General features: G+C 71.1%; 15 protein-coding genes. 6 read left to right on the top strand and 9 right to left on the bottom strand.

Going from position 1 to position 13,708, the window contains the following annotated elements; all coding sequences use genetic code 11:
- Nucleotides 1-79 precede the first annotated feature (79 nt).
- Both OTB16_RS23035 and OTB16_RS23030 read right to left on the bottom strand, forming a co-directional pair.
- The gene (locus OTB16_RS23035) at nucleotides 80-199 is read right to left on the bottom strand and encodes an SGM_5486 family transporter-associated protein (RefSeq protein WP_267722470.1); all 120 of its coding nucleotides are present in this window, start codon (nucleotides 197-199) and stop codon (nucleotides 80-82) included.
- A gap of 5 nt (nucleotides 200-204) precedes the next feature.
- The gene (locus tag OTB16_RS23030; RefSeq protein ID WP_267722469.1) at nucleotides 205-1,512 is read right to left on the bottom strand and encodes a CynX/NimT family MFS transporter; all 1,308 of its coding nucleotides are present in this window, start codon (nucleotides 1,510-1,512) and stop codon (nucleotides 205-207) included.
- A gap of 66 nt (nucleotides 1,513-1,578) precedes the next feature.
- Between OTB16_RS23030 and OTB16_RS23025 the strand changes: the two genes are divergently transcribed.
- Nucleotides 1,579-2,250 carry a FadR/GntR family transcriptional regulator gene (locus OTB16_RS23025; protein ID WP_267722467.1) on the top strand — a complete coding sequence of 224 codons (672 nt, stop codon included), beginning with the start codon at nucleotides 1,579-1,581 and terminating at the stop codon, nucleotides 2,248-2,250.
- Nucleotides 2,251-2,341: 91 nt separating this feature from the next.
- Here the strand turns inward: OTB16_RS23025 and OTB16_RS23020 are convergent, their stop codons facing one another.
- From OTB16_RS23020 to fabG, 3 genes are all read right to left on the bottom strand, one after another.
- Entirely contained in the window at nucleotides 2,342-2,827 is a 486-nt protein-coding gene (locus OTB16_RS23020) for a hypothetical protein (protein ID WP_267722466.1), read from the bottom strand.
- A gap of 222 nt (nucleotides 2,828-3,049) precedes the next feature.
- The gene (fabI, locus tag OTB16_RS23015; RefSeq protein WP_267722465.1) at nucleotides 3,050-3,820 is read right to left on the bottom strand and encodes an enoyl-ACP reductase FabI; all 771 of its coding nucleotides are present in this window, start codon (nucleotides 3,818-3,820) and stop codon (nucleotides 3,050-3,052) included.
- A gap of 5 nt (nucleotides 3,821-3,825) precedes the next feature.
- The gene (gene fabG, locus OTB16_RS23010) at nucleotides 3,826-4,545 is read right to left on the bottom strand and encodes a 3-oxoacyl-[acyl-carrier-protein] reductase (protein ID WP_267722464.1); all 720 of its coding nucleotides are present in this window, start codon (nucleotides 4,543-4,545) and stop codon (nucleotides 3,826-3,828) included.
- 184 nt (nucleotides 4,546-4,729) lie between these two features.
- Between fabG and OTB16_RS23005 the strand changes: the two genes are divergently transcribed.
- The 3 genes from OTB16_RS23005 to tyrS are packed head-to-tail and all read left to right on the top strand — an operon-like array spanning nucleotide 4,730 to nucleotide 8,974.
- On the top strand, nucleotides 4,730-6,253 hold the full coding sequence (locus OTB16_RS23005; protein ID WP_267722463.1) for a TldD/PmbA family protein: 1,524 nt from the start codon (nucleotides 4,730-4,732) through the stop codon (nucleotides 6,251-6,253).
- Entirely contained in the window at nucleotides 6,250-7,653 is a 1,404-nt protein-coding gene (locus OTB16_RS23000) for a metallopeptidase TldD-related protein (RefSeq protein ID WP_267722462.1), read from the top strand. The genes OTB16_RS23005 and OTB16_RS23000 overlap by 4 nt, the downstream gene beginning before the upstream one ends.
- Nucleotides 7,654-7,705: 52 nt before the next feature.
- Nucleotides 7,706-8,974 (top strand): tyrosine--tRNA ligase, encoded by a 1,269-nt coding sequence (tyrS, locus tag OTB16_RS22995; RefSeq protein WP_267722461.1) that lies wholly within the window; start codon nucleotides 7,706-7,708, stop codon nucleotides 8,972-8,974.
- A 118-nt stretch (nucleotides 8,975-9,092) separates the two neighbouring features.
- Here tyrS and OTB16_RS22990 read toward each other — a convergent pair whose 3' ends face one another.
- Nucleotides 9,093-9,371, bottom strand: a complete 279-nt coding sequence (locus OTB16_RS22990) for a GlsB/YeaQ/YmgE family stress response membrane protein (protein ID WP_267722460.1) — start codon at nucleotides 9,369-9,371, stop codon at nucleotides 9,093-9,095.
- Between the two features lie 241 nt (nucleotides 9,372-9,612).
- On the opposite strand from OTB16_RS22990, the gene OTB16_RS22985 reads away from it, so the two are divergent.
- Both OTB16_RS22985 and OTB16_RS22980 read left to right on the top strand, forming a co-directional pair.
- A complete protein-coding gene (locus tag OTB16_RS22985; RefSeq protein WP_267722509.1) occupies nucleotides 9,613-9,891 on the top strand; it encodes a DUF3099 domain-containing protein in 279 nt (92 codons plus the stop codon).
- A 136-nt stretch (nucleotides 9,892-10,027) separates the two neighbouring features.
- Nucleotides 10,028-10,306, top strand: coding sequence for a hypothetical protein (locus OTB16_RS22980; protein WP_267722459.1), 279 nt, complete (start codon nucleotides 10,028-10,030; stop codon nucleotides 10,304-10,306).
- A 70-nt stretch (nucleotides 10,307-10,376) separates the two neighbouring features.
- On the opposite strand, the gene moaA is transcribed toward OTB16_RS22980, so the two are convergent.
- From moaA to OTB16_RS22965, 3 genes are all read right to left on the bottom strand, one after another.
- Nucleotides 10,377-11,366: a GTP 3',8-cyclase MoaA gene (moaA, locus tag OTB16_RS22975; RefSeq protein WP_267722457.1), complete on the bottom strand. Its 990-nt coding sequence runs from the start codon at nucleotides 11,364-11,366 to the stop codon at nucleotides 10,377-10,379.
- A 176-nt stretch (nucleotides 11,367-11,542) separates the two neighbouring features.
- The gene (locus OTB16_RS22970; protein ID WP_267722456.1) at nucleotides 11,543-13,171 is read right to left on the bottom strand and encodes a solute symporter family protein; all 1,629 of its coding nucleotides are present in this window, start codon (nucleotides 13,169-13,171) and stop codon (nucleotides 11,543-11,545) included.
- Complete coding sequence (locus OTB16_RS22965; RefSeq protein WP_267722454.1) at nucleotides 13,168-13,536, bottom strand: DUF485 domain-containing protein; 369 nt, start codon at nucleotides 13,534-13,536, stop codon at nucleotides 13,168-13,170. The genes OTB16_RS22970 and OTB16_RS22965 overlap by 4 nt, the downstream gene beginning before the upstream one ends.
- Between the last annotated feature and the right edge of the window lie 172 nt (nucleotides 13,537-13,708).

Below are 13,708 nucleotides of genomic sequence, written 5' to 3'. Positions count from 1 at the left end.
GGCACACCCCACTTCACCCTGACCCTGACCCCCTAGGGGTAGGGGGGTTATCCCCACCACCCCTCGGCCGGGCCCGGCGTCAGGGGGAGGCGATCGTCGCGATGACGGCGATGATCACGCCCACGGCGAGCATCGCGCCGAGGACGAGGCCGAGCTTCTTGCGGCCGTTCTGGGGGTTCGGTTCAAGTACGGGCGACATGCCGGTCAGTCTCGCATGCCGCATTCGTCCTCGATCGTGCGGTCCCGTCCGGCCAGGACGCCCAGCACCATCTGCGGGACGAGGAGTCCGGCCATCAGGGCGAGCGGCAGGTCCCAGCCGCCGCTGTGCTGGTAGAGGGTGCCGATGAGCAGCGGCCCGGGGATCGAGATGAGGTAGCCGATGCTCTGGGCGAAGGCGGAGAGCTTGACGACTCCCGCCGGGGACTTGGCGCGCAGGCCGATGAGGGTGATGACGAGGGGGAAGGCGCAGTTGGAGATGCCGAGCAGGAGCGCCCAGGCCCAGGCGCCGGCGGCGGGGGCGAAGTAGAGGCCGAGGTATCCGGCGAGGCCGAAGAGGCCGAGGGCGGCGGCGATGGCCCCCTGGTTCTTCATCCGGCCTGCCAGGCGGGGGATGACGAAGGCGAGCGGTACGCCCATGACCATGGTGACGGCGAGGAGCACGCCGGCGGTGGAGGCGGAGACCCCGGAGTCGCGGAAGATCTGCGGGAGCCAGCCCATGGTGACGTAGGCGCCGGTCGCCTGGAGGCCGAAGTAGCAGGCCAGGGCCCAGGCGGTGCGGCTCCGGGCGATGCGCGGGCCCGCGTCGGCCCGTACGGCGGTGCCCGCGTCGGCCTGCTCGGCGGCGGCGGCCCGCGCGGCGCGCCGGGATGCACGGGCGATGGGCAGCCAGGGCAGTACGGCGATCAGGGCGAGGACGGCCCAGATCAGCAGGCCGGTGCGCCAGCTGCCGCCGAGGGCGCCGGTGAGCGGGACGGTGGCGGCGGCCGCGAGGGAGGTGCCGGCGGCCAGGGCCATGGAGTACAGGCCGGTCATGGTGCCGACGCGGTCGGGGAAGTAGCGCTTGACGATCACCGGGAGCAGCACGTTGGTCAGGGCTATGCCCGCCAGGGACAGGGCGCTGGCGGCGAGGAATCCGGCGGCGCCGGACGCGAAGGGCCGGATCAGCAGGCCGGTGGCGATGGCGGCCATGCCGGCGCAGACGACGGCGGCGGGGCCGAAGCGGCGGGAGAGCCGGGGGGCGGTGATGCCGAAGACGGCGAAGCAGAGGGCCGGTACGGAGGTGATCAGTCCGGCGACGGTGCCGCTCATGCCGAGGCCCGTACGGGTCTCCTCGAAGAGGGCGCCGAGGCTGGTGATGGCGGGACGCAGGTTGAGGGCGGCCAGCACGATTCCGACGATGAGCACCGGACCGAGCCACGTGGGGGCGACGTGGGCGGGTACGGGAAGGCGCCGGTCGGCGGGGGTGCGCACGACCTGCGGGCGGTTCAGGGTCTGGATTTCATCGTCGGACATTCAACCATCATAGAATCATGGGATGATTGGTTGTCCAGTCGCGCACGCTGTTCTCGAGAGGAACCCATGCCGCTGACCTCGCCCCGGCGCTCCGCGCTCGTCGACCAGGTGATCGCACAGTTGCGGAACCAGGTCACCTCCGGAGAGTGGCCGGTGGGCTCGCGCATCCCCACCGAGCCCGAGCTCGTGGAGCTGCTCGGCGTCGCCCGCAACACCGTCCGCGAGGCCGTACGGGCGCTGGCGCACAACGGCCTGCTCGACATCCGCCAGGGTTCGGGCACGTACGTCATCGCCACGAGCGAGCTGGCCGGCGTGATGCACCGCCGCTTCGCCAACGCCGAGCCGCGGGACATCGCGGAGCTGCGCTCGACCATGGAGTCCGCGGCGGCCCGGCTGGCGGCGGAGCGGCGGACCGAGCGGGACCTCGTACAGCTGGACGCACTGCTGGCGCGGCGCGAGGAGGCCTGGGCCGGCGGGGACGCGGAGCGGTTCGTGGCGGCGGACGTGAGCCTGCACATGGCGGTGGTGACCGCTTCCCACAACGAGGTACTGATCGAGCTGTACGCGGACCTCGGCGACCTGGTGGCGGACTGGCTGCGCGGCGACGTGGGCACGGTGCTCGACCCCGCGGCCCACCTGGACCACGCCCGGCTGATCGAGGCCATCCGGCGGGGGGACGGGGACGCGGCCGCCTCGGAGGCGGCCGGCTACCCGTTCGCCTGCCTGGGCGGGGAGTAGCGGGGGCAGGGGGCGGGGGGCAGCGCGGGGCGGGATCGGCCGACGGCCAGGGGTCGGTCAGTCAGGGATCGGCCGGTCAGGGATCGGCCGGTCAGGGCCGCTGGTGAGTGACCCAGGTGGAGCGGACTTCCTTCCAGCAGCGGCCGGTGATCTCGGCCCGCCCGGCCGGGCCGACCGCAACCGCCGCGCCGTCGCCGTCCACGTCCCACCAGCGGTCGCACTCCACGTGCAGCCGCACCAGGTCGGTGTCCGGGTAGCTGTTGTGGCAGTACGCCGTCACCGTGGAGCCCTCGGTCCCGATGTCGCAGTCGGCACCGAAGAGCTCCTGGGCGCGGGGCTTCGCGGGCTGCACGGGGGGCTCGACGGGGATCACGGCGAGTTCCACGACCTCGGGGGCCACCGCTCCGGGCGCCACCCCGGGGGCCACCGCTTCGGGGAGCACGGCGCCGGGGGCCGCTCCGGGCCCGGACGCGGGGTCGCCGCCCGGAGGCCTCGCGGCCGCTCCGGGGGCCAGGAACGCGGTCAGGATCACCGAGGTGATCAGGAGGGATACCGTCCGGCTCGGCCTCGCGCGCACGCCCGTACCTCCTCCCCGCAGGAACCGGGAAGATCCCGACTTGGCCAGTTTGCAGGCTTATGTCCCGGTTTTCGACTCGGGAGGATCCCGTCCGGCCGTGGACATCCGATCGAACGCGGGGGCCGCACCGCTCCCCCACCGCGAAAACGGCGCCGGGAACGACGGAGGCCGCGCCTCCCGGAAAGGGAGGCGCGGCCGCCGCCGTACGGAGGGGGGAAGCCGTCAGGCGCCCATCGCGTGCAGGCCGCCGTCCACGTGGACGATCTCGCCGGTGGTCTTCGGGAACCAGTCCGACAGCAGGGCCACGATGGCCCTGCCCGTCGGCTCCGGGTCGGTCATGTCCCACTCCAGCATGGAGCGGGTGTTCCAGACGTCGGCCAGGTCCGAGAAGCCCGGGATGGACTTCGCGGCCATCGAGCCGAGCGGACCGGCCGAGACCAGGTTGCAGCGGATGTTCTCCTTGCCCAGGTCACGGGCGAGGTAGCGGCTGGTGGCCTCCAGAGCGGCCTTGGCCGGGCCCATCCAGTCGTACTGCGGCCAGGCGAACTGCGCGTCGAAGGTGAGGCCGACGATGGCGGCGCCCTCCGCCGGGAACAGCGGCTTGCAGGCCATGGCCAGCGACTTCAGCGAGAACGCCGAGACGTGCATGGCGGTGGCCACCGACTCGAACGGCGTGTTCAGGAAGTTGCCGCCGAGCGCGTCCTGGGGCGCGAAGCCGATCGAGTGGAGGACCCCGTCGAGGCCGCCGAGCTCTTCGCGGACGAGGCCCTCGAGACGGGCCAGGTGCTCGTCGTTGGTGACGTCGAGCTCGATCACCTTGACCGGCTTGGGCAGCTTCTTGGCGATGCGCTCGGTCAGCGACGGGCGCGGCCACGCGGTGAGGACGACCTCTGCGCCCTGCTCCTGGGCCAGCCGGGCGGCGTGGAACGCGATGGAGGACTCCATCAGCACTCCGGTGATGAGGACGCGCTTGCCCTCGAGAATTCCGCTCATGGTGATCAGTGACCCATGCCCAATCCGCCGTCAACGGGAATGACGGCTCCGGTGATGTACGCGGCGTCGTCGGACGCCAGGAAGCTCACGGCTGCCGCGATCTCCTCGGGGCGCGCGTAGCGGCCCAGCGGCACCTGGCCCACGATGCCCGCGCGCTGCTCGTCGGTGAGCGCCTTCGTCATGTCGGTGTCCACGAAGCCGGGGGCGACCACGTTGAAGGTGATGTTGCGCGAGCCCAGTTCACGGGCGAGCGAACGGGCGAAGCCGACCAGCGCGGCCTTGGATGCGGCGTAGTTGGCCTGCCCCGCCGAGCCCAGCAGTCCGACGACCGAGGAGATCAGGACGACGCGGCCCTTCTTGGCACGGAGCATGCCACGGTTCGCGCGCTTGACCACACGGAAGGTACCGGTGAGGTTCGTATCGACCACCGAGGCGAAGTCCTCCTCGGACATGCGCATCAGCAGCGTGTCCTTGGTGATGCCCGCGTTGGCCACCAGCACCTCGACCGCACCGTGGGCGTCCTCGACCTGCTTGTAGGCCTGCTCCACCTGCTCGGAATCGGTAATGTCGCAGCGGACCGCCAGAACGCCGAGGGAGGTGAGCGCCTCCGGCGGCTCACCCGAGCGGTACGTGATCGCGACCTTGTCTCCGGCTTCCGCGAAGGCACGGGCGATGGCGAGGCCGATGCCCCGGTTTCCTCCGGTGACGAGAACCGAGCGGCTCAACGGATCACCCTTTCGCTAGCGGTCTGAATACCAAAAACCTATAGGTCGCACCCCCTGTACGGAGAATCGAGCTCCCACAGGGCCTGACGACGCGCTCTGTCGAATCCCTACAGAAACATGTAGGTACTAGAGCTCCGATCGCGACATGATCAGGGCGACCGGCCCCGACCCCGGGAGGACTTCCGTGCCCCATTCCATCGACGCGGCCTTCACCGCGCTGCCCCTGCGGGCGCTCGCCGACGCGGCGCTCGCCCGGGCGCGCGCACTGGGCGCCGAGCATGCCGACTTCCGGCTGGAGCGGATCCGCAGCGCCTCCTGGCGGCTGCGGGACGCCAAGCCCTCCGGCGGCTCCGACACCACCGACCTCGGGTTCGCGGTCCGGGTGGTGCACGGCGGCAGCTGGGGCTTCGCCTCCGGCGTCGACCTGACCATGGACGCGGCCGCGAAGGTGGCCTCCCAGGCCGTGGCCATGGCGAAACTGTCCGCCCAGGTGATCAAGGCGGCCGGTTCGGACGAGCGCGTCGAGCTGGCCGACGAGCCGGTGCACTCCGAGAAGACCTGGATCTCCGCCTACGACGTGGACCCCTTCGCGGTCCCCGACGCGGAGAAGGCGGCGCTGCTCGCCGACTGGAGCGCGCGGCTGCTGGCGGCCGACGGGGTGGCGCACGTGGACGCGTCCTTCCTCGCCATCCACGAGAACAAGTTCTACGCCGACACCTCGGGCACCTCGACCACGCAGCAGCGGGTGCGCGTGCACCCGCAGCTCACGGCGGTCGCCGTGGACGCCACCACCGGCGAGTTCGACTCGATGCGCACCATCGCCCCGCCCGCCGGGCGCGGCTGGGAGTACCTGACCGGCACCGGCTGGGACTGGAACGACGAGCTGGAGCGGATCCCCGGCCTGCTCGCCGAGAAGATGCGGGCCCCGAGCGTCGAGGCCGGGCGCTACGACCTCGTGGTGGACCCCTCCAACCTGTGGCTCACGATCCACGAGTCCATCGGCCACGCCACCGAGCTCGACCGGGCGCTGGGCTACGAGGCGGCGTACGCGGGGACCTCCTTCGCCACCTTCGACCAGCTGGGCAAGCTCAAGTACGGCTCGTCGATCATGAACGTGACGGGCGACCGCACCGCGGAGCACGGGCTGGCCACGGTCGGCTTCGACGACGAGGGCGTCGCGGCGCAGAGCTGGGACCTGGTCAAGGACGGCACCCTGGTCGGCTACCAGCTGGACCGCCGGATCGCGAAGCTGACCGGCCTCGGCCGCTCCAACGGCTGCGCGTACGCCGACTCCCCCGGGCACGTGCCCGTCCAGCGGATGGCGAACGTCTCGCTCCGGCCGGACCCGGGCGGCCTGTCGACCGAGGACCTGATCGGCGGGGTGGAGCGCGGCATCTACGTGGTCGGCGACCGCTCCTGGTCGATCGACATGCAGCGCTACAACTTCCAGTTCACCGGGCAGCGGTTCTTCCGGATCGAGAACGGCCGGCTGGCCGGGCAGCTGCGCGACGTCGCGTACCAGGCGACGACCACCGACTTCTGGGGCTCGATGGAGAAGGTCGGCGGCCCGCAGACCTACGTCCTGGGCGGCGCCTTCAACTGCGGCAAGGCCCAGCCGGGGCAGGTGGCGGCGGTCTCGCACGGCTGCCCGTCCGCCCTGTTCCGCGACGTGAACATTTTGAACACCACGCAGGAGGCCGGCCGATGAGCACGCTTTCCACCGGACGCACCAAGCCCCACGAGATCGTCGAGCGGGCGCTGGAGCTCTCCACCGCCGACGGCTGCGTCGTGATCGCGGACGAGGAGTCCAGCGCCAACCTCCGCTGGGCCGGCAACGCGCTGACCACCAACGGCGTCACCCGCGGCCGGACCCTGACCGTCATCGCCACGGTCGACGGCAAGGAGGGCACGGCCTCGGGGGTCGTCTCGCGCTCCGCCGTCACCGCCGCGGACCTGGAGCCGCTGGTACGGGCCGCCGAGGCGGCCGCCCGCGGGGCCGGTCCCGCCGAGGACGCGCGGCCGCTGGTGACCGGGACCCCGGCCTCGCCGGACTTCGCCGACGCTCCGGCCGAGACCTCCTCGGCGGTGTTCGCGGACTTCGCGCCGGCCCTCGGCGAGGCCTTCGCCCGGGCCCGGGCGGGCGGGCGGGAGCTGTACGGGTTCGCCCACCACGAGCTGGTGTCCACGTACGTCGGCACCTCCACGGGCCTGCGGCTGCGCCACGACCAGCCGAACGGCACCCTGGAGCTCAACGCGAAGTCCCCGGACCGGCAGCGCTCGGCCTGGGCGGGCCGCGCCACCCGGGACTTCAAGGACGTGGACCCGACCGTGCTGGACGCGGAGCTGGCCGTGCGCCTCGGCTGGGCCGAGCGGAAAATCGAGTTGCCCGCCGGACGGTACGAGACGCTGCTGCCGCCGACCGCCGTGGCCGACCTGCTGATCTACCAGATGTGGTCGGCGGCCGCCCGCGACGCGGTGGAGGGCCGTACGGTCTTCGCCAAGCCGGGCGGCGGCACCCGGGTCGGCGAGCGGCTGTCGCGGCTGCCGCTGACGCTGCGCAGCGACCCGAACGCGCCGGGCCTGGAGTCCGCGCCGTTCGTGATCGCGCACAGCTCGGGCGACGACGCCTCGGTGTTCGACAACGGCCTGCCGGTTCCGGCGACCGAGTGGATCCGGGGCGGCGAGCTGGCCCGGCTGACCACGACCCGGCACAGCGCGGCGCTGACCGGCCTGCCGCTCGCCCCGGGCTTCGGGAACCTGGTCCTGGACGGGGGCGGCGACAAGTCGCTGGAGGAGATGGTGGCGGGCACCGAGCGGGGCCTGCTGCTGACCTGCCTCTGGTACATCCGCGAGGTGGATCCGGCCACCCTGCTGCTCACGGGCCTGACCCGGGACGGCGTCTACCTGGTGGAGAACGGGCAGGTCGTCGGGGAGGTCAACAACTTCCGGTTCAACGAGTCGCCGGTGGACCTGCTGTCGCGGGCAACCGAGGCGGGACGGACCGAGAAGACCCTGCCGCGCGAGTGGGGCGACTGGTTCACCAGGGCCGCGATGCCCGCCCTGCGCATCCCTGACTTCAACATGAGCTCGGTCAGCAAGGGTGTCTGACCCACCTAGACTGAGCCACGGCAATGCAAGGCATCGAAGGAGTCGAGAGACCGTGACGGACATCGTCGACGAACTGAAGTGGCGCGGGCTGTTCGCCCAGTCCACCGACGAAGAAGCGCTGCGCAAGGCGTTCGCGGACGGTCCTGTCACGTTCTATTGCGGCTTCGACCCGACCGCGGCCTCGCTGCACGTCGGGCACCTGGTCCAGGTGCTGACCGTACGCCGGCTCCAGCAGGCCGGGCACCGGCCGCTGGCGCTGGTCGGCGGGGCCACCGGGCAGATCGGCGACCCGCGGCCGACGGCCGAGCGGACCCTCAACGACCCGGAGACCGTCGCGAACTGGGTGGCCCGGCTGCGCACCCAGATCGAGCCGTTCCTGTCCTTCGAGGGCGAGAACGCGGCGATCATGGTGAACAACCTGGACTGGACGGCGGGCCTGTCCGCCATCGAGTTCCTCCGGGACATCGGCAAGCACTTCCGGGTCAACAAGATGCTGACGAAGGACTCGGTCGCCCGCCGGCTGGAGTCCGACCAGGGCATCAGCTACACCGAGTTCAGCTACCAGCTGCTCCAGGGCATGGACTTCCTGGAGCTGTACCGGCGCTACGGCTGCGTGCTGCAGCAGGGCGGCTCCGACCAGTGGGGCAACCTGACGGCCGGGCTCGACCTGATCCACCGGCTGGAGCCGGGCGCGGTCGTGCACGCGCTGGCGACCCCGCTGATGGTGAAGGCGGACGGCACCAAGTTCGGCAAGTCCGAGAGCGGCGCCGTCTGGCTCGACCCGGAGATGACGACGCCGTACGCGTTCTACCAGTTCTGGCTGAACGTGGACGACCGCGACATCTCCACCTACATGCGCATCCTGTCCTTCCGGAGCCGGGAGGAGCTGGAGGAGCTGGAGGCGCAGACCGCCGAGCGGCCGCAGGCACGTGCCGCGCAGCGGGCACTGGCGGAGGAGCTGACGACGCTGGTGCACGGCGTCGGCCAGTGCGCCGCCGTCATCGCCGCGTCGAAGGCGCTCTTCGGCCAGGGCGAGCTGGCGGAGCTGGACGAGGCCACTCTGGCCGCGGCCCTCTCCGAACTGCCGCAGGCCCGGGTGGCCGAGCTCGGGCAGGTCGTGGACCTGTTCGCGGAGACCGGCCTGGTCGCGAGCAAGTCGGCCGGACGCCGGACCGTGAAGGAGGGCGGCGCCTACGTGAACAACGTGAAGGTCACCGCCGAGGACGCGGTCCCGGCCGCGGCGGACCTGCTGCACGGGCGCTGGCTGGTGCTGCGCCGCGGGAAGAAGAACCTGGCCGCTGTGGAGGTCACGGGCGCCTGACGCCCACCGCCCCGTCACGGGTACGACGGAGGGGCCGGTTCGGACACGTGGTCCGGCCGGCCCCTCCGTCGTGTCCCGGACCCGCCCGCGCGGGCGGATCCGGGACCGCCGGGGTCCCTCAGGTCATCTGCCGTTTGTTGCCGCGGACCGCGTTGTAGAGCAGGTCGCCGAGGCCGACGATGAGGACCGCTCCGGCCAGTTGCAGCAGGTGCCGGATCCAGTCGATGCCCTTGGTCTCGTTGACTCCGATCCAGGTGGCGACGGCGTTGCCCAGGACGGCGCCGAGGATGCCGAAGATCGTGGTCAGCCAGAGGGGCTGGTGCTGCTTGCCCGGCAGGATGGCCCGGGCAAGCAGGCCCAGAACGAAACCGACGATGATCGCCCACAACCAACTCATGTCGAGCCTCCTCCTGGCGCGTTGTGCGCATGTGCGCCCAGTCTCGATCAGTGACGCGTAGGGTGCATTTCGGACAGAGCCATCGGGGGGACACCCCCTCTCCCCACCCCGGGGGAGGCGGCGTACCGTGGAAGGGGTCCGGACCGTGAGCGTCCGGCGGGTGATCGGGTGGTGGAGTGTGGAGCGGACCAAGCGGCAGAAGCGGAACGGGGCCGAGGTCTTCCGCATCACCGGCGCCCGCATGGGGCTCGCCGAGGACGTGCGGGGACGGCAGCGCCGGTACGTGATCTCGATGGTCATCCGGACCCTGTCGGTCATCGCGACGGTGGTCCTGTGGGACGTGCAGCGCCCTGTGGCGATCGTGACGCTCGTCGCCGGCGGCCTCCTGCCGTACATCGCCGTGGTCATCGCCAACGCGGGGCGCGAGTCGACACCCTCGCTGCCCTCGCACTTCATCCCGGCCCCTGTGCACCCCGCACTGGACGCCGGAAACCTCAAGAACAGCTCAGATCAATCGTGAAGTTCCAGTGCACCGCACAGGGTCCTGCGTGACATACTGCCTACGCGCTCCGCATCCCCCGTCGGAGCGACGGACCGACGCCGGGCAGCTCCCCCCGTGGCTGCCCGGCGTCGCCTTTCCGTTCTAGGGTTGAGCCGTGAACTTCCCCAGCTTTCCCGGCGGCTTTCCCGGCCCCGGATCCTCCGGCCCCGAGGCCGATTCCCCCACCTGCTCCGCCAAGGGCTGCCGCGACGCGGCCGTCTGGGTCCTGGCGTGGAACAACCCCAAGCTGCACACGCCGGAGCGGCGCAAGACCTGGCTGGCCTGCGCGGAGCACCGCGAGCACCTGTCCCAGTTCCTGGGGGTACGCGGCTTCCTCAAGGACGTCGTGAAGCTCGACGAATGGGTGCAGCCGGAGGGCTCGGAGCGGATCTGACCGGAGCGGGCGGAGCCGGCGCGGAGCAACGGCCGGGCGTGACGCACCCCGCCCGCGGTCGCGGGTGGTGTCAGCCGCCGATCGCCGACATCGGGCGGTCGGGCTGGAGGAAGGACGGGTCGTCCAGACCCGAACCGGCCTTCTTCCCCCACATCGCCACCTTCCACAGCCGGGCGATCTCCTCGTCCGGTGCGCCCGAGCGCAGGGCGGCCCGCAGGTCCGACTCCTCGGTGGCGAACAGGCACGTTCGGATCTGGCCGTCGGCCGTGAGCCGGGTGCGGTCGCACGCTCCGCAGAAGGGCCGGGTCACCGAGGCGATGACGCCGACGGTGGCCGGGCCGCCGTCGACGACCCAGCGCTCGGCCGGGGCGGAGCCGCGTTCGTCGGCGCCTTCCTCGGTGAGGGTGAAGCGGGTGCGGAGGGACTGGAGGATGTCCCCGGCGGTGATCATGCCGTCGCGCTTCCAGCCGTGCTGGGCGTCGAGCGGCATCTGCTCGATGAAGCGGAGCTCGTACGCGTTCTCCACGGCCCAGGCGAGCAGGTCGGGGGCCTCGTCGTCGTTGAGGCCGGGCATCAGTACGGCGTTGACCTTGACCGGGGTGAGGCCGGCCTCGCGGGCGGCCGCCATGCCGTCGATGACGTCCTTGTGCCGGTCGCGGCGGGTGAGGGTCTTGAAGACCTCGGGCCGCAGGGTGTCCAGGGAAACGTTCACTCGGTCCAGGCCGGCGGTCTTCAGGGCCTGCGCGGTGCGCTTGAGGCCGATGCCGTTGGTGGTGAGCGACATCCGGGGCCGCGGCTCCAGGGCCGCGCACTGCTCGACGATGCCGACCAGGCCGGGCCGCAGCAGCGGCTCGCCGCCGGTGAAGCGGACCTCGGTGATGCCGAGCCGGGTGACCGCGATGCGGATCAGCCGGACGATCTCCTCGTCGCTGAGCAGATCGGACTTTCCGAGCCATTGCAGGCCCTCTTCGGGCATGCAGTAAGTGCAGCGGAGATTGCACCGGTCGGTGAGCGAGACGCGCAGGTCGGTCGCCACGCGGCCGTAGGTGTCGAGAAGCACTGTGGGCCCCCTCCCCTGTCCGGTCAGTAGGGTTCGCGCAGCTGAGGATGTACCGCGTGCGCTGTGTTCGAGCCTACGCGACACCGGTGGCGCACAGGGGTGCCCGAAAGAACGAGAGGCGGCGCGGCCGCGTCGTAGGGACGTACGACGCGGCCACGCTGGGTGTTCGGACGATCTCAGTGAGCCCCTGTTCCGGTGAGCGAGCGGACCTCCAGCTCGGCGAACTTCCGCGCGTCGGCCTTCTCCTTGGACAGGACGGTTCCCAGCCAGCCCAGCAGGAAACCGAGCGGGATGGAGATGAGACCGGGGTTCTCCAGGGGGAACCAGTAGAAGTCGGCGTCCTTGAACATCGAGGTGGGCTTCCCGGAGACGACCGGGGAGAACAGCACCAGGCCGACGGCCGAGATCAGGCCGCCGTAGATGGACCACAGCGCCCCCTGGGTGGTGAAGCGCTTCCAGAAGAGGCTGTAGAGGATCGTCGGCAGGTTGGCGGAGGCGGCGACCGCGAAGGCGAGCGCGACCAGTCCGGCCACGTTCAGGTCGCGGGCGAGGGCGCCCAGCCCGATGGCGACAGCGCCGATCACCACGGTGGACCAGCGGGCGGCGCGCACCTCCTCCTTCTCGGTGGCCTTGCCCTTGCGGATGACGTTGACGTACAGGTCGTGCGCGAAGGACGAGGAGGAGGCGAGGGTGAGGCCGGCGACCACGGCCAGGATGGTGGCGAAGGCGACCGCCGAGATCACGGCGAGCAGGACGGCGCCGCCGGTGGAGCCGGCGCCGCCGCCGATCTCCTGGGCGAGCAGGGGCGCCGCGGTGTTGCCGGCCTTGTTCGATGCCAGGATGTCGGCCCGGCCCAGCAGGGCGGCGGCGCCGAAGCCGAGGGCGATGGTCATCAGGTAGAAGGCGCCGATGATGCCGATGGCCCAGTTCACGGACTTGCGGGCGGCCTTGGCCGTCGGGACGGTGTAGAAGCGGATCAGGATGTGCGGCAGTCCGGCGGTGCCGAGGACCAGGGCGAGGCCCAGCGAGATGAAGTCGAGCTTCGTCGTGGAGTCCTTGCCGTACTTCATGCCCGGTTCGAGGAACTTGGCGCCCTGTCCGCTGTTCTCCGCGGCCTTGCCGAGCAGCTCGGAGACGTTGAAGTTGAACTTGACCAGCACGAGCACGGTGATCAGCAGGGCGCCCGCGATCAGCAGGACCGCCTTGATCATCTGCACCCAGGTGGTGCCCTTCATGCCGCCGATGGTCACGTAGACGATCATCAGGACGCCGACCAGCGCGACCACGGCCACCTTGCCGCCGTCGCTGGTGATGCCCAGGAGCAGCGAGACGAGCACGCCCGCACCGGCCATCTGGGCCAGCAGGTAGAAGATCGAGACCACGATGGTGGAGGTGCCCGCGGCGGTCCGTACGGGCCGCTGGCGCATCCGGTACGCGAGGACGTCGCCCATCGTGTAGCGGCCGGAGTTGCGCAGCGGCTCGGCGACGAGCAGCAGGGCCACCAGCCAGGCGACGAGGAAGCCGATGGAGTACAGGAAGCCGTCGTAACCGAACAGGGCGATGGCGCCGGCGATGCCGAGGAACGACGCGGCGGACATGTAGTCGCCGGAGATGGCGAGGCCGTTCTGGAAGCCGGTGAACTGGCGGCCGCCCGCGTAGAAGTCGGCGGCGCTCTTGGTCTGGCGGCCGGCCCACACGGTGATGATCAGGGTGGCGACGACGAACAGGCCGAACAGGGTGATGATCAGCGGCTGGTGCTCGGTGGCGCCCGCGGCGGTCGTGGTCAGGTGGAGGGTGCTGCTCATTCTCCGGCCTCCATGCGGGACTTGATCGCGAGGGCCTTGGGGTCGAGCTTGGTGGCAGCGTGCCGCGAGTACAGCCAGGCGATCAGGAAGGTCGTGGCGAACTGGGCGAGGCCGAGCACGAGGCCGACGTTGATGTTCCCGAAGAGCCTGGTGCCCATGAAGTCGGCCGCGTAGCTGCAGAGCAGGACGTACAGCAGGTACCAGACGATGAAGGCCACGGTGAGCGGGAAGGCGAACGAGCGGAAGGAGCGGCGCAGTTCTGCGAACTCGGCGCTGTCCTGAACCCGCGTGAACTCCTCGGCCGTGGGACCCGCCTGGGGCGCACCCCCGGCCTCCGGTGGTGGCGCTGCTGCTTCGGTGGTCACGGGGGGCTCTCCTTGCGGCGCGGGTGCGGTCGGGATGACGGACAAAACAACCTCCGTGCGGGGGGACGGTGGCGCTGAGCCCCCCTGTCAACGGCACGGCCGGCGCGTCGGGACGGTTCAACACCCACTGTTTCTTTAGGGACTGATTTCTCGAACTGATGGCACAGAAGGG

The organism is Streptomyces antarcticus (assembly GCF_026627255.1).
Classification (GTDB): domain Bacteria; phylum Actinomycetota; class Actinomycetes; order Streptomycetales; family Streptomycetaceae; genus Streptomyces; species Streptomyces antarcticus.
Note: the sequence above shows the minus strand (reverse complement) of the source record. Positions and strands in the feature narration are given on the sequence as shown.